Here is an 18744-nt window from a genome sequence, read left to right on the forward strand (position 1 = left end):
CCGCAACCCCAACGGCACCTGGACCGGATTCCAGCCCGTCACCGGCTACAACACCACCGCCCCCGCCGCCGGCAAGGACGTCGCCATCACCGGCATGCCCGACGGCTCCGCCCAGATGCTCATGATCGGCATCGACAACGGCGTCTACCACAAGATCCGCCACCCCAACCGCACCTGGGACCCGCTCCAGCCGCTGCCCGGCGCGGGCACGCCCACCACGGCCGCCGGCAGCAACGTCAGCATCGCCGGCATGCCCGACGGCTCCGCCCAGGTGACCATCGTCGGCCGAGGTTGACGAGGCACCCACGACCCGAGGGCTGACGCCGCACCCGGGCCGCTCCACCTGTCCACCAGGAGCGACTGCGGGAGATCACCGTCGAGCAGTCGGAGTACGGCCGCGCCGACCGTACTCCGACGCGCCGGTCCGCCGTCGCCCCGTCCGCTCGGCTCCGGCCCACGGAGGCGCTGGTCGTCCCGCCGCCCTGACAATCCGGTCGCGGACCGTCAGGGGTTCCCGCCAGGATGACCGGCATGACCTGGCGAGCACCGGAGATCACCCGGACCCCCGAGCCCTACGTCGGCGACGAGCGCACCATGCTGGAGGGCTGGCTGGACTACCACCGGCAGACCCTGCTGTTCAAGTGCGCCGGGCTGACCGCCGAACAACTGAAGACGCCGAGCGTCGAGCCCTCGGGGCTCACCCTGCTCGGCCTGGTCCGGCACCTGACCGAGGTGGAGGCCTGGTGGTTCCGGGAGAACTTCGCCGGCCAGCGGGTCGACTACCCCTACTTCACGCCCGACAATCCGGACGCCGACCACGACGTCAGCGCCGCCGACGCCGAGGCCGACCTCGCCACCTTCCACCAGCAGATCGCGCTGGCCCGCGACGCCGCCGCCGGCCGGTCGCTGGACGAGACCTTCACCGAGGTCGGCCCGAAGCGCCGCACGTTCAACCTGCGCTGGGTCTACGTGCACATGATCGAGGAGTACGCCCGGCACAACGGCCACGCCGACCTGATCCGCGAACGCATCGACGGCGTCACGGGCGAGTAGCCCGCGCCGGGGCGGGCCGGATCAGCCGGTCAGTACGCCAGGGCCGCCCGCGCGTACCGCAGGTCGGCCGGGCCGCTCCAGCGCAGCGCCGACAGCCCGGCCACCCGGGCGCCCCGGATCGCCCAGTCCTCGTCGTCGACGAAGAGCACCCGGCCCGGCGGGGTCTCCAGGGCCGCGCAGGCCGCCTGGAAGTACTCCTTCGCCGGCTTGTTCACCCCGATCCTGGACGAGTTGACCACCACGTCGAACTCGTCAGTCAGGTCGAGCGCGGCGAGGTCGGCGTCGAGCAGGTCGGTGGCGTTCGTGCCGAGCCCGACGCGGATGCCACCGGCCCGCGCCTCGCGGATGAAGGCGAGCACCTCGGCGTCCACCTCGCCCCGGTAACGCTGCCACTGCTCCACGGCCGCCCGGGCCCGCTCGGGGCCGCCCACCGAGTCGGCCAGCGCGTCGGCCACGCTGGTGATCCAGTCGGCGTGGCTGACCCGCCCGGTCAGCACCGGCTGGAGCCGCCCCCACTGCATGGCGATCTCGGTGAGTACGCCCTCGGACAGGCCGTACTCCCGCTCCACCCCGGCGGCGACCGCCGGGTCCCAGCGGCGCAGGACGCCGTCGAAGTCCACCAGGAGCGCCGTCGCCCGTTCCCGACCCACTACTCGTTCTCCTCGCCGCGGCCGTGCCGCTCGTCTCCGTCGGCCCGGTTGAGCCGTTGGCTGATCACCTGGGTCACCCCGTTGCGCATGGTCACGCCGTACAGGGCGTCGGCGACCTCCATCGTGCGCTTCTGGTGCGTGATGACGATGAGCTGGCTCTTCTCCCGCAACTGGGCCAGCAGCGTGATCAGCCGGCCGAGGTTGACGTCGTCGAGCGCCGCCTCCACCTCGTCCATGATGTAGAACGGGCTGGGCCGGGCCCGGAAGATGGCCACCAGCATCGCCACCGCCGTCAAGGAACGCTCGCCACCCGAGAGCAGCGACAGCCGCTTGATCTTCTTGCCCGGCGGGCGGGCCTCGACCTCGACGCCGGTGGTGAGCAGGTCGTCGGGGTCGGTGAGCACCAGCCGTCCCTCGCCGCCGGGAAAGAGCACGGTGAAGACCTGCTGGAACTCCCGGGCGGTGTCGGCGAACGCGCTGGCGAAGACCTCCAGGATCCGCTCGTCGACGTCCTTGACCACGGTGAGCAGGTCGCGCCGGGTGGCCTTGAGGTCCTCCAGCTGCTCGGAGAGGAACTTGTAGCGCTCCTCCAGCGCCGCGAACTCCTCCAGGGCCAGCGGGTTCACCTTGCCGAGCAGGGCCAGCTCCCGTTCCGCCTTGGCCGCCCGCTTCTCCTGCACCGGCCGCTCGTAGCGCACCGGCTCGGGCACCGGCAGGCCGTCGCGTTCGGCCGCCGCCACGTCGGCCTGGGTGGGCGGGACGGGCTGGGTCGGGCCGTACTCGGCGACGAGACTCTCCACGTCCAACCCGAAGTCCTCGGCGGCCTTCGCCTCCAGCTGCTCGATGCGCAGCCGCTGCTCGGCGCGGGCCACCTCGTCGCGGTGCACCTGGCTGGTCAGCCGCTCCAGCTCCGCGCCGAGCCGCTTGGCGGCGCCGCGTACCTCCTGGAGCTCGGCCTCGCGGGCGGCCCGTTCGCGCGCCACGGCGTCGCGGTGCTCCTCGGCCATGGCGATGGAGGTGGCCAGCCGGGTGAGCGCCTCCCGGGCCCCGCCCACCACGGCCCGGGCGATCCCCGCGCCCCGGGTGCGCGCCGCCCGCCGCGCCGCCGCGCGTTCCCGCGCGGCCCGCTCGGCGGTGGCCTGCCGGCGCAGCGAGTCCGCGCGGCCGGAGATCGAGGAGACCCGCTCCTCGGCGGTACGCACCGCGAGCCGGACCTCCATCTCGTTCTGCCGCGCCTGGGGCACCATGGCGGCGAGCTGGTCGCGTTCCTCGGTGGAGGGTTCCGCGTCGACGGGGGTCTCCTCGGCCAGCCGCAGCCGCTCCTCCAGCTCGGCCAGGGCGAGCAGGTCCCGCTCCCGGGCCGCCTCCGCGCGCGCCCGGGACTCGCCGAGCCGGTCGGTCTCCGCCTTCGCGGAGCGGGCCGCCGCGCCCAGCTCGGCCAGCCGGCGGGCGGCGGCGTTGCGGTGGCTCTCCGCCTCCCGCTTGGCGGCGGCGGCGTGCTGCACGGTCTCCTTGGCGGCGGCCACCTCGGCGCGGGCGTCCACGAGCTGCTCGCGCAGCTCCGCGCCGGTGCCCTCGGCGGCGAGCCGGTTCGACCGGGCCTCCTCGACGGCGGCCTGCACCTCGATGAAGCTGGGCGCCTTGGCCGATCCGCCGGCCGCCGCGTACGCGCCGACCACGTCCCCGTCCGGGGTGACCGCGCGCAGCTCGGGATTGCCGGCGACCACCTCGGCCGCCGCGGCGAGGTCGTCGACCAGCACCACGTCGCGCAGCGCCCGGTGCACCGCCGGGCGGATCTGCGGGGAGCACTCCACCAGGTCGGGCGCCCAGCGCGCGTTGTCGGGCAGCTTCGGCCGCAGCGCGTCGGCGGGGCCGTCCATGCCCGGGCCGGCGGGGCTGCCGACCAGCAGGCCGGCGCGGCCGGCGTCGGAGATCTTCAGCAGCCGCATGGCCTCGACGGCCTCGTCGACGCCGCTGACCGCCACCGCGTCGGCGAGCCCGCCGAGCGCGGCGGCGAGCGCGGCCTCCTGCCCGGGGGCGACCGTGAGCATCCCGGCGAGGCTGCCCAGCAGGCCCGGCACCTCGTCGGCGCGGGCCAGCAGCGCGCCCGCGCCGTCCTTGCGACGCAGGCCGAGGGCGAGCGCCTCCTCCCGGGCCTTCCAGGTGGCGGCGTCCTTCTCCGCCGCGCGCTCGGCGTCGGTCAGCGACCGTACGGTGGCCTGCGCCCGTTCCTGGGCGGCGACCGCCTCGGCGTGCCGGGCGTCGAGGTCGGCGTTGTCCCGGTCGGCCTCGGTCGACTGCTCGGCCACCGCGTCGAGCTCGGCCTGCGCCTGCTCGGCCCGGGCCAGCGCGTCGGCGTGCGCGGCGGCGAGCCGTTCGATCTCCTCACCGGCGCTGGTGGTACGGGCCCGGGCGGAGTTGACCTGGCCGGTCAGCCGGGCCAGCCCCTCCCGGCGGTCGGCGATCGCCTTGGCCGCGGCGACCAGCTCGCGCTCGGCGGCGGCGAGCTGCCGTTCCAGCTCCTGGCGGTGCTCGACGGCCTCGGCCAGCCGGATCTGGTCGTCGGTGAGCGCGGCCCGCAGGTCCTCCTCCTGCTCGCGGATCCGCTCGGCCTCGGCCTCCAACTGGTCGGGGTCGCGGCCGGGGCGCTCGTCATCGGGTGTGGCGCTGAGGTGCCGGAGCCGCTCCCGGGCGAGCTGCTCGATGGAGCGGAACCGCTCGGAGAGGGCGGAAAGCTTGTACCAGGTGTCCTGGGCGGCGGCCAGCAGCGGCGCGTCCTCGGCGAGGGCCGCCTCCAGCTCGGCCAGCCGCGCCTGCACCTCGGTGTGCTCGGCCTCGACCTGCTCGCGCCGCTCGCGCACCGCCGTCTCGTCGGCGATCTCCCGGTCCAGGGTGGCGCGCAGGGTGGCCAGGTCGTCGGCGAGCAGCCGCAGCCGGGCGTCGCGCAGGTTGGCCTGGATGGCGGCGGCGCGGCGGGCCACCTCCGCCTGCCGACCCAGCGGCTTGAGCTGGCGGCGCAGCTCGGCGGTGAGGTCGGTGAGCCGGTTGAGGTTCGTCTGCATCGCGTCGAGCTTCCGCAGCGCCTTCTCCTTGCGCTTGCGGTGCTTGAGGACGCCGGCCGCCTCCTCGATGAAGGAGCGGCGGTCCTCGGGCTTGGCGTGCAGCATGCCGTCGAGCCGCCCCTGGCCGACGATGATGTGCATCTCCCGGCCGATGCCCGAGTCCGACAGCAGTTCCTGGATGTCGAGCAGCCGGCAGGAGTCGCCGTTGATCTCGTACTCGCTCTCGCCGGAGCGGAACATCCGGCGGGTGATCGACACCTCGGTGTACTCGATCGGCAGCGCGCCGTCGGTGTTGTCGATCGTGAGGGTCACCTCGGCCCTGCCCAGCGGGGCGCGCCCGGCGGTGCCGGCGAAGATGACGTCCTCCATCTTGCCGCCGCGCAGCGCCTTGGCGCCCTGCTCGCCGAGCACCCAGGCGATGGCGTCGACGACGTTGGACTTGCCGGAGCCGTTGGGGCCAACCACGCAGGTGATCCCCGGCTCCAGCTTCAGCGTCGTCGCGGAGGCGAAGGACTTGAAGCCCTTCACCGTCAGGCTCTTGAGATGCACCTTCTCGATCCTCGTCCGGTGGCCGCCGTACCGTCGCCGGCTGCGCGGACCTGGGTTGACCCGCAGACTAACCCGGGACCGGGAGGCGCCGGGCACGCGACCCGCCTGGCGACCGCCGGGCGCTCACGACAGAGGGGTCGTTCGGTGCGGGACGTCGGCGGAATAGCGCAAGATCATTGATTCACGTCGCGACAAGGGGCCCGGACAGAGTTGCGCGCCGGCACAGAAGTGTCGGCGCGCTTTTTCGCGTGGTGCGATTCAGTTTTGCGATCTGGAGATCAGGTCAGCGCGGGCTCGGCCAGACGGAGCAGATCGTCCGCCTCCGCCGCAGCCGCCGCGAGCCGATCGTTCTCGGCACGCAGCCGCGTGATCTCGAACTCCAGAGCCCGAACCGTGGCACGCAGTCGGGTGACCTCGTCGAGCAGGCGCCGATCGGGCGCCGCGCCTACGTGGCCGTACAGGGCCTTAGCCATGTTGACTCCTTGATATGCGCTGCCGGAAGGGCCGGCCAACGCGCGCCCAAATGTGTACGCGGCTGTCATCCCAGACGATTCTGGGCATGACCGGGCGCGACTGGCGACACCTACATATTGAGCCGGCACCCCCTCCTTCGTCAAGTTCTCGCAGGCCGTAGATCATTTCCACGTCGACCTGACCACTTGCCGAGGGGGCTGCCACAAGGCGCGGACACACTCTGTCCGGACACCCTGACTCTACGCCTCGGATCCCGGGAAGTCCCCACCGTGCCGCCCGGCATCCCCTTAACTCTTCCTTAGCCGCGTTGCCGCTGTTCGCGCCCGCCACGTAGCGTCACCCCGGCCCGCAAGCAACCCCCTGGAGGCACAGGCGTGTACGGCTGGACCGATCCGAACGACCCGGACGGCGCCGCCCGGCGCCGCGAGCAGCCGCTGAGTGAGGAGCCGGCCTGGCTCACCGACCGTCCGGAGCCGAGGTCGGCCTACCTGTTCGGGGACGACCCGCAGCAGCCCGCCGACGAGTGGCACCGCGACCGGCCGACCGCACGCTGGCAGCCCGAACCGACCGACGCCCCGCGCTGGCAGCCCGGGTCCGACGACGCCCGGACCGCACACTGGCAGGCCGCGCCGACCGACGCCCCGGCCGGGCGCTGGCAGCCCGAGCGCGACGACGCCCGCACCGGACACCGGCGGCCCGAGCCGATGGACGCCCCGACCGCTCCCGTCGACCTCGCCGCGCTCCGGGCGAAGCAGACCGTCGCCGACGGCCGCCACCGCCCGCGCCGCCGGTTCCCCCGCCGGCTGCTGATCGGTGGCGCCGCCGCGGCCGCGACGCTGGTGGTGAGCCTCGGGGTCGGCGCGGTCGCGCTGACCGGCGGCGACCCGGCGACCGAGCCGACCGCCGTCGACGACACGGTCGCCGCCGCCCCGGTGCTGCCGGACGTCGAGTCGACACCCGACGCGCTGGCCCCGCCCACCCCGAGCACCACGCCGACCACCGCCAGGCCCAGCCCGTCGGCCACGAAGACCACCAGGCCGGCGCCGGCACCGTCGCGTACCACCGCGCCCTCGCGGGGCAACGCCGAGCGGAGCACCGCGCCGACCAGCGGCGGCACGAAGACCCCGGTCGGCAGCAGCGGGGCCGGCAGCCAGGCCAGCCAGGTGGTCGACCTGGTCAACGCCGAACGCGCCAAGGCCGGTTGCGCCGCGGTGAGCATCGACGACAAGCTGATGACCGCCGCCCAGCGGCACAGCCAGGACCAGGCCGACCACCAGAAGATGTCGCACACGGGCAGCGACGGCAGCAACGTCGGGACCCGGCTGGACCGGGTCGGCTACTCCTGGCGTACCTACGGCGAGAACGTCGCCTGGAACCAGAAGACGCCGGCCGCCGTCATGACCGCCTGGATGAACAGCTCCGGGCACCGGGCCAACATCCTGAACTGCGCCTTCACCGAGATCGGCGTCGGCGTGGCCAGCAGCAACGGGCCGTACTGGACGCAGGTCTTCGCCGCGCCGCGCTGAACGCGAGTCGTGGCCGGGTCCGCGCTCGTTTGACCGGATGAGGTACGCCGACGCGGCGTACCCGCTCCGGGCGGCACACCGCCGCCCGCGACCCGGGAGCTGCCGATGCGGATCCGGCCGCGTACGCGCGCCGTGGCGCGGGCCCTGCCCGCCTGCGTCGCGCTCGCGCTGCTGAGCGTGCTGGGCGCCTGTCGCGTGAACCTCACCCCGCCGGGCGCCCCGACGAGCTGGCCGGCGGCGTCGGCGGGCCGGTGGCAGTGGCAGTGGCAGCTCAGCGGCGTACTGGACCCGACCGTCGCCGCCGACGTCTTCCTGCTCGATCCGGTCGCCACCACCGCCGCGCAGACCGCCGAGCTGCGTTCCCGGGACCGCCGGCTGGTCTGCCAGGTGCACGTCGGCTCCGTCCTGCCGGGCGACCCCGACGCGGACCGCTTCCCGGCCGCCGTACGGGGTGCCGCGTCCCGCCGCCCGCAGAGCCGATGGCTCGACGTACGGCAGTGGGACGCGCTGCGCCCGGTGCTGGCCGACCGGTTCCGGCTCTGCCGGGGCAAGGGCTTCGGGGCGGTCGCGCTGGCCGACGCCGACGCGTACGCGCGCCGCTCCGGCTTCCCGCTCGGCTTCGACGACCAGCTGCGGTTCAACCGCCGGCTCGCCGAGCTGGCCCGCTCGCTGAGCCTCTCCCCCGGCCTGATCAACGACCTGGAGCAGGTGGCCGCCCTGGCCCCGGACTTCGACTTCGCCGTCAACGAGGAGTGCGTACGGCTCGACCAGTGTGACCGGTTACTGCCGTTCGTCGAGGCGGGCAAGCCGGTGTTCCACGTGGAGTACACCGGCTCGACGACGGACTTCTGCGTCACCACGGTGGGCTACGGCCTCTCCTCGATCCGCAAGCAACGCGAGCTGGACGCGTGGCGGATCCCCTGCCAGGTGCCCTGACCGCCGGCACCGCCCAGCGCAGCCGGGGACGCCGGTCGGGGTCACCCCCGAAGTGCCGCCCGGGGGCGGGGCTGACAGCGCGGGCAGCTGTACGACGAACGGTTCATGAACGACTCGCGACGGATGGGCGCGGCGCAGCGGGCGCACGGCAGCCCCTCCCGCCCGTAGGCGTTCAGCGCCCGGTCGAAGTAGCCGCTCTCGCCGTTGACGTTGACGTAGAGGGCGTCGAAGCTGGTGCCGCCGGCCGTGATCGCCTCGGCCAGGACGTCCCGGACGTGGCCCAGCAGCCGCAGCGCGGCCGGGCCGGTCAACGCGTCGGTGGGACGGGCGCCGTGCAGCTTCGCCCGCCACAGCGCCTCGTCGGCGTAGATGTTGCCCACGCCGGAGATCAGCGTCTGGTCCAGCAGGGCCCGCTTGACCTCGGTACGCCGTCGGCGCAGCGCGGCGGCGAACGCCACGTCGGAGAACTGCGGGTCCATCGGGTCCCGGGCGATGTGCGCGATCTCCGCCGGCAGCTCCGCGCCCCCGGCGGAGACGGACAGGCCGCCGAACGTGCGCTGGTCGACGAAACGCAGCTCGGGACCGCCGTCGGTGAACCGGAACCGCACCCGCAGGTGCGTCTCGTCGGGGGCGGCGGCCGGCTGCACCAGCAGCTGACCCGACATGCCCAGGTGCCCGATCACGGCGTCGCCGCTGTCCAGCGGCAGCCACAGGTACTTGCCGCGGCGGCGCACGTCCAGCACCGTCCGGCCGGCCAGCACGTCGGCGAAGTGCCCGCCACCGGGCGTGTGCCGGCGTACCGCGCGGGGGTGGCGCACCTCGACGGTGGAGATCCGCCGGTCGGTGACCCACCGGGCCAGCCCCTGCCGGACCGTCTCGACCTCGGGCAGCTCAGGCACGACCCAGGCCCGCCTCGGCGGCCTCCACCGTCGGGTCCTCGGCCACCGGGCCCTCCGGCCCGACCGGCTCCCGCTCCGCCTGCTCGGTGAGCGTCCGCCAGGCCGCCTCGGCGGCCCGCTGCTCGGCCTCCTTCTTGCTGCGCCCGTCGGCCCCGCCGTAGCGGTTGCCGGCGACCACCACCCAGGCGGTGAACGTCTTGAGGTGGTCCGGCCCGGTGCCCTCGATGCGGTACTCGGGGACGCCGAGCCCGAGCGCCGCCGTCAGCTCCTGGAGGCTGGTCTTCCAGTCCAGGGCCGCGCCCCGGCCGGCCGACTCGGCCATCAGCGGGTCGAACAGCCGGTGGATGACGATGGCCGCGGTGTCCAGCCCGTACTGGAGGTAGATCGCGCCGAGCAGCGCCTCCAGGGTGTCGGCGAGGATGCTCGCCTTGTCCCGGCCGCCGGTGGTCTCCTCCCCCTTGCCGAGCAGCAGGTAGGCGCCGAGCCCGTCCGGGCCGAGGCCCCGGGCCACGTCGGCGAGGGCGCGCATGTTGACCACGCTGGCCCGCAGCTTGGCCAGCTGCCCCTCGGGCAGGTCTGGGTGGTTGTGGAAGAGCGCGGTGGTGATCACCACGCCGAGCACCGAGTCGCCCAGGAACTCCAACCGCTCGTTGGTGGGCAGGCCGCCGTTCTCGTACGCGTACGAGCGGTGGGTCAGCGCGCGCTCGAGCAGTTCCGGATCCAGGCTGACGCCGAACGCGGCTTCCAGGTGACCGACGGACGCCCGCCGCCGCTTGTCGTTGCTCATGATGTCGGTACCTCGGTGTCGATGGTGCGATCGGTGCTGTCCTCGCGGTCGTCCGCCTCGGCGCCGTCGAGCAGCGCGCGGACCTGGTCGGTGGCGCGCCGCCGCCAGAGCTGGGCGGCCAGCGCGATGCCCTCGGCGACGTCCTCGCCCCGGGCGGCGCCGTGGCAGACGACAACCGTCCCGGCGACCCCGAGCAGGGCCGCCGCGCGGGGGGCGCCGCCGCCGGACGGGGGCCCGCCGGCCATCGCGTACGCGCCCTCGATCGCCTTGAGCAGCACGTTACCGGTGAACCCGTCGGTGACCACCACATCGGCGCGCGCGCCGAGGGAGACGTCGTAGCCCTCGACGAGGCCGACGTAGCGGCCGTCGCAGGGCAGCGACGCGGCGGCGAGGACGGGATCGGCGACCCGGCGGGCGCGGTCGCCCTTGCCGGCCTCGGTGCCCACCGACAGCAGCCCCACCCGGGGCGCGGCGACGGCGTGGGCCACGGCCGCGTAGGCGGCGCCGAGCATGGCGTGGCGGGCCAGGGTGGCCGGGCGCGGCTCCAGCGAGCCCCCGACGTCCAGCAGGACCACCGGGCCGGCGACGGCGGGGAGGGTGGCCACCAGCGCGGGACGGCGTACGTCCGGCCAGCGGCCGAGGCCGAGCGCGACGGCGGTGACGGTGGCGCCGGTCGAGCCGGCGGAGACGAACGCGTCGGCCACGCCGTCACGGACGGCGTGCACGGCGGCGCGGACGGTGCTGTCGGCGCGGGCGGCCACGGGGTGGTCGGCCATGCCGACGGCGGTACGGACGGGCCGTACGGTGACCCGGGCGCGCTGCGCGGGGTCGAGGGCACGGATCACCAGGCCGGCGGCCTCGGTCGGGCCGACGAGCAGCAGGTGCAGGTCGGGGTCGGCGTGCACGGCCCGCAGAGCGCCGTCAACCACGACGGCGGGAGCGTCGTCCCCGCCGAGGAGGTCAACGGCGATCCGCGCGGTGCCCGACTCCACCGCTACGCCGGCCGGAGCAGACCGGCCGGCGTCGGAGGGAGCCGGGACACCGGGCGAGTGCCTTGGTGCGCGCGCCGCCCGACCAGGGGTCGGGGGTGTCACTCGGCGTCCAGGTCAGACCTCGAGGACCTGGCGGCCGTTGTAGGTGCCGCAGACGGAGCAGGCGGCGTGCGGCAGCTTCGCCGACTTGCACTGGGGGCAGGCCACGGTCGCGACCACGGTCGCCTTCCAGTTCGCCCGGCGGGCGCGGGTGTTGCTGCGCGACATCTTGCGCTTGGGGACGGCCACGGTTCCTACTCCTCTTTACGGTTCAGTTGCGACAGGCCCGCCCAACGCGGGTCGATCTGCTCGTGACTGTGGTCGGCCGGCAGATCGTCCCAGTGCACCCCGCAGTCGGGGCACAGGCCTGGGCAGTCCTCCCGGCAGAGCGGGTTGGTCGGCAGTGTGAGTACCACCGCGTCCCGCAGCGCCGGCTCCAGGTCGATCAGATCGCCCTGCATCCGGCCCACCTCGTCCTCGTCGGTCGTGGTGTCCGTGGTGCTGTTCTCGTACGCGTACAGCTCCTGGATCCGCACGGCCAGCGAGTCGTCGATCTCGCGTAGGCAGCGACCGCACTCGCCTCGGACGGGACCGCTGACGGTTCCCGAGACGAGCACGCCCTCGGACACCGACTCCAACCTCAGGTCGAGGTCGAGGTCCGCGCCCTCCGGCACGCTGATCATCTCTCCGCCGAGGTCCGCCGGTGCCCGCGCCACCCGCTTTTCCGTACGCATCGCACCAGGCCGGCGCGGCAGCTCCCTCGTGTCGAGGACCAGCGGCGACCTGGGGTCGAGTGTCGGTTGCGTGTGCTTGGGCATAGTCAGACTCCGGCCGGTGAGAGGCCGACAAAAGAGGTTACCTGGACGACCGCCGGACCGTCGAACCGGGGGCGACGCCCGCCCCGTGTGCCGGCTGGTGAGGTGCCGCTCAGAAGGGTAGCGGGCGTTCCGCCTCCTCCCCACCGAAGGTGCCGATCTCCCGCAGCGCGTGCATCTTGTCCCGGCCCCGCTCTATCGACGCCAGCGCCCGGGTGAGGAACTGCTCGAAGTTGGCCAGCGCGGTGTCGACGTAGTCGTCGACCTCCTCGCGCAGGCGCTGCGCCTCGGCGCGGGCCTCCGCGATGATCCGCGCGCCCTCGTGCTCGGCGGAGACCGTGATCTCGTTCACCGAGACCAGCCGGGCGTGTTCCGCCTCACCCTCGCTGATGATCCGGTCGGCCTCGCGCTTGCCGGCCTCCATGATCTTGTCCCGTTCCTCCAGCAGCGCGGCGGCCCGGCGCAGGTCGGCGGGGAGTTCGGCGCGCAGGTCGTCGAGGGCCGCGATGAACTCGCCCCGGTCGACCATGCAGTTGTTGCGCGACATCGGGACGGAGCGGGCCTGCTCCACCATGGCGATCAGTTCGTCGATGCGATCGAGCGGGTCCACCGGTACCTCACTCCTGTCGTTCGTCGGGCCGACCTACATGATGCGGGCTACGGCCGGTTTCCCGCTCCACACATCATGTCGCGCCCCGACCACACCGCGCCGCTCACCCCGGCCCGGCGCGTCGCGGTGGCACGCGCGGCCACCCCGCCGGAGACGCTCCGGCGGGGTGGGTGGCACGGGCGTACCCGCGGGGACGCCCAGCCGCGAGGCGGCCAGGCTACTCAGCGCGAGGCGGCCGGGCGGCTCAGCCGCGAGACGGCGGAACGAGGCGGGCCCGCAACTCCTCGCGGACCCGGTCGGGCACGTGGGCCGAGATGTCCCCGCCCCACTTCGCCACGTCCTTGATCAGGCTGGAGGAGAGGAACGAGTAGAGCGGGTTGGTCGGCATGAACAGGGTCTCGACGCCGGCCAGGCCGATGTTCATCTGCGCCATCTGCAGCTCGTAGTCGAAGTCGCTGACCGCCCGCAGGCCCTTGATCAGCACACTCGCCTGCTGCGCCCGGCAGAAGTCGACCAGCAGTCCCTGGAACGACTCGACCCGGACGTTGTCGTAGGAGGCGGTCACCTCGCGGAGCATGTCGATCCGCTCCTCGACGGTGAACAGGCCGCTCTTCGACTGGTTGACCAGCACGCCCACGATCACCTCGTCGAACAGCCGGCTCGCCCGGCCGACGATGTCGAGGTGTCCGTTGGTGACCGGGTCGAACGAGCCGGGACACACCGCACGTCTCATGATCGGCGACCGTACCAAAGGGTCGTCTCGCCGTATCGACGGCTGCGCTCGGCGGTGACGCCCTGCACCCATCCGACCGGGCCGGTGCGGCTGGAGCGCTCCACCACCACCAGGGCGTCCGGGGCCAGCCAACCGCCGTCGACCAGCGCGGCGAGCATCGCGGTGATCTCCGCGTCGGGCACCGTGTAGGGCGGGTCGGCGAAGACCACGTCGTACGGGTCGCCGTCCGGGCCGGCCGTCAGCACCGTGGACACCTTGCCGGTGACCAGCCGGACGGCCGGGCCGACGCGCAGTGTCGCCACGTTCTCCCGGATCACCCGGGCCGCCCGGGCGTCGGACTCCACCAGCAGCACGTGCGCGGCGCCCCGGGAGAGCGCCTCCAGGCCGACCGCGCCGGAGCCGGCGTAGAGGTCGGCGAAGCGTACGCCGGTGAGGTCGAGCTCGGCCTGCACGGCGCTGAACAGCGCCTCGCGGACCCGGTCCGACGTCGGCCGGGTGCCCGCGCCCGGCGGCGCCGCGATCCGCCGCCCACCAAGGGTTCCGGCCACGATCCGGGTCACCGTCGCTCCCTGCGCATGCCCCGACGCTACGCGACGGTCCGGCCGGTGTACGAAGCACCCGAGACGACGGGCGGATCCGCCACGACCTGTCGGCCCCGCCGGCCCACACCGGGCCCGCGACGATGCCGGGACCGGTGCCGGGGGCTCGACGATCGCCGTCCGCCACCCGGCCGGCGTCCGCACCCGGTCAACGCACCTCGGCGGGGCCGAGCACCGACGTGATCGTGACCGGGTCGACCTCGGCCTGGTTGGTCAGCAGCACGAGCCGCTGGTCCGAGTCGGGCAGCCAGGCTGCGAACGCCTTGTAGCCGCCGTTGTCCCCCGAGTGGTGCAGCGCCCGTCTGCCGGCCAGCGGGCCGACAAAGAACCCGTAGCCGTACGCCTCCCCGGGCCGGCCGGTGGGCGCGTGCGGGGCGGTCATCGCCGTCACCGAGGCCGGGGCGAGCAGCCGGCCCCGGCGCGGCACGTCGAGCCAGGTGAGCAGGTCCGTCCCGGTGCACCAGACGTCACCCGCGCCCATGCTCACGGTCGCCAGGTCCCAGGACGGCACCGGACGGCCGCCCTCGTGCCCGACCGCCACGTCCGGCCGGCCATCGCCCGCACCGGCGAAGCTGCCCGTCATGCCCAGCGGCGCGAAGACCTCCTCGGCGAGGAACTCGGCGTACGGCTGGTCGGCCGCGCGCTCGACGGCCCGGGCCAACAGCACGTAGCCGGGACTGCTGTAGTGCCACCCGGCACCGGGCCGGAACAGCGGCGGCACCGCGGCGAACAAGCCGAGCAGGTCGTCCGGCTCGACCGGGTCGACGAGATCGACCGCCGGGTACTCCGCCCAGTGACCCAGGCCCGAGGTGTGGGTGAGCAGGTGGTGCAGGGTGATGCCGGACCATTCCGGCGGCGGGCCGGGCAGCCAGCGCACGACCGGATCGGACAGGCTCAGCGCACCCCGCTCGGCGAGCAACGACACCGCCGCGGCGGCCATCTGCTTGCTGATCGAGGCGATCTGGAACCGGGTCCCGGGAGCGCAGCGGATGCCGGTGCTCCGATCGACCACCCCGGTGACCTGTTCCGTCAGGATCTCGTCGCCCCGGGCCAGCAGGAGCACGCCACTGTCGATTGAGGATGTGGACATCCGTCGAAGCCTAGATCAGCCCTTCTCCAGGTATTCGGCGCGTTCCTCGTCGACCAGGGCGGCCACCGACGCCGCCAGCGCCGGGTGCCGGGAAAGCTCCGGGTCCGCCTCGACCAGGGCGATCGCCTCGGCCCGGGCGTCGCGGATCAGGTCGGCGTCGCGCAGCAGCGAGAGCAGCCGCAGGTGCGAACGCCGCCCCGACTGGGTGGCGCCCAGCACGTCGCCCTCCCGGCGCTGTTCGAGGTCCAGCTCGGCGAGCTTGAACCCGTCGGTGGTGGAGGCCACCGCGTCGAGGCGCTCCCGTGCGGGCGTGCCCTCCAGCGCCTCGGTGACGAGCAGGCAGAGCCCGGGGGCGCTGCCCCGGCCGACCCGGCCGCGCAGCTGGTGCAGCTGGGAGACGCCGAACCGGTCGGCGTCGAGCACGATCATCACGGTCGCGTTCGGCACGTTGACGCCCACCTCGACGACGGTCGTGGCGACCAGCACGTCGAGGTCGCCGGCGGCGAAGGAGCGCATCACCGCGTCCTTCTCGTCGGCCGGCAGCCGGCCGTGCAGCACGCCGATCCGCAGGCCGTGCAGCGGCCCCTCGGCGAGCAGCGGCGCCACCTCGGTGACCGCCATCGGCGGCCGGCGCCCGTTGTCGTCCTCCGGCGGCGGCTCCTCCTCGCCCGCCGGCCCCTCCCCGATGCGGGGACAGACGACGTACGCCTGGTGTCCGGCGGCCACCTCCTCGCGCACCCGGCGCCAGGCCCGGTCGAGGAAGGCCGGCTTCTCGGCGGCCGGGACGACGTGCGAGGCGATCGGCGAGCGGCCCTGCGGCAGTTGGGAGAGCGTGGAGGTCTCCAGGTCGCCGTAGACGGTCATCGCCACCGTGCGCGGGATCGGGGTGGCCGTCATCACCAGCACGTGCGGCGGCTGCTCGGCCTTGGCGCGCAGCGCGTCGCGCTGCTCCACGCCGAAGCGGTGCTGCTCGTCGACCACCACCAGGCCGAGGTCGGCGAAGTCGACGCCCTCGTAGAGCAGGGCGTGGGTGCCGAGCACGATGCCGGCGGCGCCGCTGGCGACCTCGGCCAGCGCGCGTCGGCGGGCCGCCGCGCCCAGCGAGCCGGTGACCAACTCGACCCGGGTGGCGTCGTCGGCCGCGCCCAGCTCGCCGGCCCGCCCGAGCGGCCCGAGCAGGTCGAGGATGCCCCGGTGGTGCTGCGCGGCGAGCACCTCGGTCGGGGCCAGCAGCGCGGCCTGCCCGCCCGCGTCGACCACCTGGAGCATCGCGCGCAGCGCGACCACGGTCTTGCCGGAGCCGACCTCGCCCTGCAACAGCCGGTGCATCGGGTGGGCCGTGGCCAGGTCCGCCGCGATCTCCACCCCGACGTCGTGCTGGCCGGGCGTCAGCTCGTAGGGCAGCCGGGCGTCGAAGGCGTCGAGCAGGCCGCCGGCCCTCGGCGGGCGCGGCCGGGCCGGCCAGGCGGCGGCCCGGTGCTTGCGCTGCACCAGGGTGAGCTGCACGGCGAACGCCTCGTCCCACTTGAGCCGGTGCCGCGCCCGGTAGAGCGCCTCCTTGCTCGACGGCCGGTGGATCTCGCGCAGCGCGGTGCCGATCCCGCCCAGGTTGCGGGTGGCCCGCAGGGTGCCCGGCAGCGGATCCTCCGGCGCGGTGAAGGTGTCCAGCACCACCCGGACGCAGCGGGCGATCACCCAGGTGGGCACCGCCGCGGCGGCCGGATAGACCGGGATCAGCGCGCCGGCGAACTCCTCGACCTCCTCGTTGGCCGCCGCCTCGCCCTCGCCGCCCTCCCCGAGCAGGACGTACTCCGGGCCGTTGAGCTGCCGCCTGCCCCGGAACTCGGTGACCTTTCCGGCGAACAGCCCCCACCGGCCGGGGCGCAGCTCGCGTTCCCGCCAGGCCTGGTTGCCGAAGAAGGTCAGGGTCAGGGTGCCGCCCGAGCCGTCGCCGACCGTCACCTCCAGCAGGTTGCCCCGGCGCTGGCGCATCGGGCGTACGGCGGTGCGCTGCACCTGGGCGAGCACGGTGGCCTGCTCGCCGACATCGAGCGAGCGGATGTCGGTGTGCTCGCCGCGCTCGTCGTAGCGGCGCGGGAAGTGGTAGATCAGATCGCCCACGGTGTGCAGGTCGAGGTGCCCGGCGAGGGCCTTCGCGGTCTTCTCGCCGACCAGCTTCTTCAGCGGAGTGTCCATCGTGGACGGCTCGGACGTCATTCGACCCCCACCAGGAGCGGGTAGTGCGGCTGCCCACCCGGGTACGCCTGCACCTCGACGAACGGCCAGCGCCGCTCGACGTGCGCGCGGACCGCGTCGGCCAGCCCCTCGGGGGCGTCCGCCCCGGAGAGCAGCGTCACCAGCTCGCCGCCGCCGCCGAGCATCCGGTCGACCACGGCGGCGCAGGTGTCGGTCAGGTCGGACCCGATCAGGTGCACCTCCCCCTCGACCAGCGCCAGCACGTCGCCCGGACGGCAGGGGCCGGCGACGGTCAGCGCCTCGCGGCGGGCGTAGCAGACCTCGGCGTAGCGGCAGGCCCCGGCGGCCTCGGCCATCGCGATGACGTCGTCGGCGAAGCGCCGCCCCGGGTCACGCACCGCGAGGGCGGCCAGCGCCTGCACCGGCGAGCGGGTCGGCACCACGCTGACCTCGACACCGAGCCCGTGCGCCTCCCGGGCGGCGGCGTTCGCCACCGCCTGCGTGTCGGGGTCGTTGGGCAGCACCACCACGCGGGCCGCCCCGGTGGCGCGGATCGCGTCGAGCAGCTCGCCGGTCGACGGGTTGCCGGGCACCACCGTCGCGCCCTCGCCGGCGAACAGCCCCGCGATGCCCGCGCCGGCGGCCACCACCACGGCGGCCCGGCCGTCCGCGACCACGGGGGGCGACGCCGGGGTGACCTGGTCGGCGAAGCGGGTCACCGAGATGCGGTGCGGCCGGCCGGCCACCACGCCCGCCTCGATCGCCGCGCCCACGTCGTTGACGTGCACGTGCACGTTCCAGGTGCCCGTACCGGCGTTGCCGTCGCCGACGACCACCAGCGAGTCGCCCAGGGCGCTCAGCTCGGCGCGCAGCCGGGCCACCTCCTGCGGCCCGGCGTCCAGCAGGTACTGCACCTCGTACGCGTACTCCTCGGAACCGGTTTCGCGGACGGCGGCGGCCGGCGGCCGGGCCGGGTCCGGCGCGGGCCGCTCCGGGCTCTCGCCGGTCACGACCTCGACCAGGGCGTCGAGCAGCAGGCACAGGCCCCGGCCTCCGGCGTCCACCACGCCGGCACGGGCCAGCGCCGGAAGCTGCTCGGGCGTGCGCGCCAACGCGCGCGCCGCCTCGCCCGCCGCCGCCCGGGCGACCACGCACAGGTCGTCGCTGTCGGCGTGTTCGGCGGCGTGCGCCGCCGCGGCGACGACGCTGAGCAGCGTGCCCTCGACCGGGCGGGCGACCGCGGCGTAGGCCGCGGTGGTGCTGTCGCGCAGGGCGGCGGCCAGCTCGCGCCCCCGTACGGCGGGCGCGGCGGCCACGGCGTCGGCGAAGCCGCGCAGGATCTGCGACAGGATCACCCCCGAGTTGCCCCGCGCGCCCAGCAGGGCGCCCCGGGCCATGAGCCGCAGCGCGTGCCCGTGCGCGGTGGGTCCGTCCTCCGGGAGGGTGCCGAGGTCCATCGCGAGCGCCTGCTGGGCGGAGGTGAGCGTGAGCACCATGTTGGTGCCGGTGTCGCCGTCCGGCACCGGGTAGACGTTCAGGTCGTCGATCTCGCCCTGGTGACGCTTGAGCGCCTCCAGCCCGCCCGCGCACCAACGGCGCACCGCGGCGGCGTCGAGGGTGTCCAGCACGGCGAGAAGCCTACTGGCGCGCACCGACACCCGCCGGTGTCGCCGGCACCCGCACGGCGTGTCCGGCCGGCCGCCAGCACCGCCCTCCGGGGCCGGTTGGTCGGTG

Annotated in this window: 18 protein-coding genes; 4 read left to right on the forward strand and 14 right to left on the reverse strand. The window is 74.5% G+C overall.

Annotated elements, in window-relative coordinates; all coding sequences use genetic code 11:
• On the forward strand, positions 1-295 hold a 295-nt coding region (locus tag ACGFIG_RS18780; protein ID WP_393004418.1), incomplete at its 5' end, for a hypothetical protein.
• 236 nt (positions 296-531) lie between these two features.
• A complete protein-coding gene (locus ACGFIG_RS18785) occupies positions 532-1053 on the forward strand; it encodes a DinB family protein (protein WP_393004420.1) in 522 nt (173 codons plus the stop codon).
• Positions 1054-1082: 29 nt separating this feature from the next.
• Here ACGFIG_RS18785 and ACGFIG_RS18790 read toward each other — a convergent pair whose 3' ends face one another.
• The 3 genes from ACGFIG_RS18790 to ACGFIG_RS18800 form a co-directional block, all read right to left on the reverse strand.
• Positions 1083-1703 (reverse strand): HAD-IA family hydrolase, encoded by a 621-nt coding sequence (locus tag ACGFIG_RS18790; protein WP_393004422.1) that lies wholly within the window; start codon positions 1701-1703, stop codon positions 1083-1085.
• Positions 1703-5314, reverse strand: coding sequence for a chromosome segregation protein SMC (gene smc / locus ACGFIG_RS18795; RefSeq protein WP_393004424.1), 3612 nt, complete (start codon positions 5312-5314; stop codon positions 1703-1705). Before smc ends, ACGFIG_RS18790 begins: the two co-directional genes overlap by 1 nt.
• Before the next feature lie 278 nt (positions 5315-5592).
• Entirely contained in the window at positions 5593-5787 is a 195-nt protein-coding gene (locus tag ACGFIG_RS18800; protein WP_091096806.1) for a hypothetical protein, read from the reverse strand.
• Positions 5788-6162: 375 nt separating this feature from the next.
• Between ACGFIG_RS18800 and ACGFIG_RS18805 the strand changes: the two genes are divergently transcribed.
• Together ACGFIG_RS18805 and ACGFIG_RS18810 are read left to right on the forward strand one after the other, a co-directional pair.
• Positions 6163-7314, forward strand: a complete 1152-nt coding sequence (locus ACGFIG_RS18805) for a CAP domain-containing protein (RefSeq protein ID WP_393004426.1) — start codon at positions 6163-6165, stop codon at positions 7312-7314.
• 105 nt (positions 7315-7419) lie between these two features.
• A complete protein-coding gene (locus tag ACGFIG_RS18810; RefSeq protein WP_393004428.1) occupies positions 7420-8250 on the forward strand; it encodes an endo alpha-1,4 polygalactosaminidase in 831 nt (276 codons plus the stop codon).
• A gap of 41 nt (positions 8251-8291) precedes the next feature.
• Here the strand turns inward: ACGFIG_RS18810 and mutM are convergent, their stop codons facing one another.
• The 11 genes from mutM to ACGFIG_RS18865 all read right to left on the reverse strand — a co-directional run bounded on the left by mutM (position 8292) and on the right by ACGFIG_RS18865 (position 18638).
• Positions 8292-9149, reverse strand: coding sequence for a bifunctional DNA-formamidopyrimidine glycosylase/DNA-(apurinic or apyrimidinic site) lyase (mutM, locus tag ACGFIG_RS18815; protein WP_393004430.1), 858 nt, complete (start codon positions 9147-9149; stop codon positions 8292-8294).
• Positions 9142-9936, reverse strand: a complete 795-nt coding sequence (gene rnc, locus ACGFIG_RS18820; protein ID WP_393004432.1) for a ribonuclease III — start codon at positions 9934-9936, stop codon at positions 9142-9144. The genes mutM and rnc overlap by 8 nt, the downstream gene beginning before the upstream one ends.
• Complete coding sequence (locus tag ACGFIG_RS18825) at positions 9933-10928, reverse strand: phosphate acyltransferase PlsX (protein ID WP_393004434.1); 996 nt, start codon at positions 10926-10928, stop codon at positions 9933-9935. The genes rnc and ACGFIG_RS18825 overlap by 4 nt, the downstream gene beginning before the upstream one ends.
• A gap of 114 nt (positions 10929-11042) precedes the next feature.
• Complete coding sequence (gene rpmF, locus ACGFIG_RS18830; RefSeq protein ID WP_018786309.1) at positions 11043-11216, reverse strand: 50S ribosomal protein L32; 174 nt, start codon at positions 11214-11216, stop codon at positions 11043-11045.
• Positions 11217-11221: 5 nt separating this feature from the next.
• Positions 11222-11785, reverse strand: a complete 564-nt coding sequence (locus tag ACGFIG_RS18835; RefSeq protein WP_393004436.1) for a YceD family protein — start codon at positions 11783-11785, stop codon at positions 11222-11224.
• 109 nt (positions 11786-11894) lie between these two features.
• Entirely contained in the window at positions 11895-12392 is a 498-nt protein-coding gene (locus ACGFIG_RS18840; RefSeq protein ID WP_393004438.1) for a hypothetical protein, read from the reverse strand.
• A 244-nt stretch (positions 12393-12636) separates the two neighbouring features.
• Positions 12637-13125, reverse strand: coding sequence for a pantetheine-phosphate adenylyltransferase (coaD, locus tag ACGFIG_RS18845; protein ID WP_393004440.1), 489 nt, complete (start codon positions 13123-13125; stop codon positions 12637-12639).
• Entirely contained in the window at positions 13122-13685 is a 564-nt protein-coding gene (rsmD, locus tag ACGFIG_RS18850; protein WP_393004442.1) for a 16S rRNA (guanine(966)-N(2))-methyltransferase RsmD, read from the reverse strand. The genes coaD and rsmD overlap by 4 nt, the downstream gene beginning before the upstream one ends.
• Before the next feature lie 187 nt (positions 13686-13872).
• Complete coding sequence (locus ACGFIG_RS18855; protein WP_393004444.1) at positions 13873-14814, reverse strand: serine hydrolase domain-containing protein; 942 nt, start codon at positions 14812-14814, stop codon at positions 13873-13875.
• Positions 14815-14829: 15 nt separating this feature from the next.
• On the reverse strand, positions 14830-17031 hold the full coding sequence (recG, locus tag ACGFIG_RS18860; RefSeq protein WP_393004446.1) for an ATP-dependent DNA helicase RecG: 2202 nt from the start codon (positions 17029-17031) through the stop codon (positions 14830-14832).
• The gene (locus ACGFIG_RS18865) at positions 17028-18638 is read right to left on the reverse strand and encodes a DAK2 domain-containing protein (protein WP_393004448.1); all 1611 of its coding nucleotides are present in this window, start codon (positions 18636-18638) and stop codon (positions 17028-17030) included. Before ACGFIG_RS18865 ends, recG begins: the two co-directional genes overlap by 4 nt.
• Between the last annotated feature and the right edge of the window lie 106 nt (positions 18639-18744).

Source organism: Micromonospora sp. NPDC049048, from assembly GCF_043197615.1.
GTDB lineage: Bacteria > Actinomycetota > Actinomycetes > Mycobacteriales > Micromonosporaceae > Micromonospora.

Excerpts from the sequence above, each read along its gene's own strand:
- ACGFIG_RS18835 (WP_393004436.1), bottom strand. The coding sequence starts at position 11,785 with ATGCCCAAGCACACGCAACCGACACTCGACCCCAGGTCGCCGCTGGTC.
- rnc (WP_393004432.1), bottom strand. The coding sequence starts at position 9,936 with ATGAGCAACGACAAGCGGCGGCGGGCGTCCGTCGGTCACCTGGAAGCC.
- recG (WP_393004446.1), bottom strand. The coding sequence starts at position 17,031 with ATGACGTCCGAGCCGTCCACGATGGACACTCCGCTGAAGAAGCTGGTC.
- ACGFIG_RS18800 (WP_091096806.1), bottom strand. The coding sequence starts at position 5,787 with ATGGCTAAGGCCCTGTACGGCCACGTAGGCGCGGCGCCCGATCGGCGC.
- coaD (WP_393004440.1), bottom strand. The coding sequence starts at position 13,125 with ATGAGACGTGCGGTGTGTCCCGGCTCGTTCGACCCGGTCACCAACGGA.
- ACGFIG_RS18785 (WP_393004420.1), top strand. The coding sequence starts at position 532 with ATGACCTGGCGAGCACCGGAGATCACCCGGACCCCCGAGCCCTACGTC.
- ACGFIG_RS18855 (WP_393004444.1), bottom strand. The coding sequence starts at position 14,814 with ATGTCCACATCCTCAATCGACAGTGGCGTGCTCCTGCTGGCCCGGGGC.
- ACGFIG_RS18810 (WP_393004428.1), top strand. The coding sequence starts at position 7,420 with ATGCGGATCCGGCCGCGTACGCGCGCCGTGGCGCGGGCCCTGCCCGCC.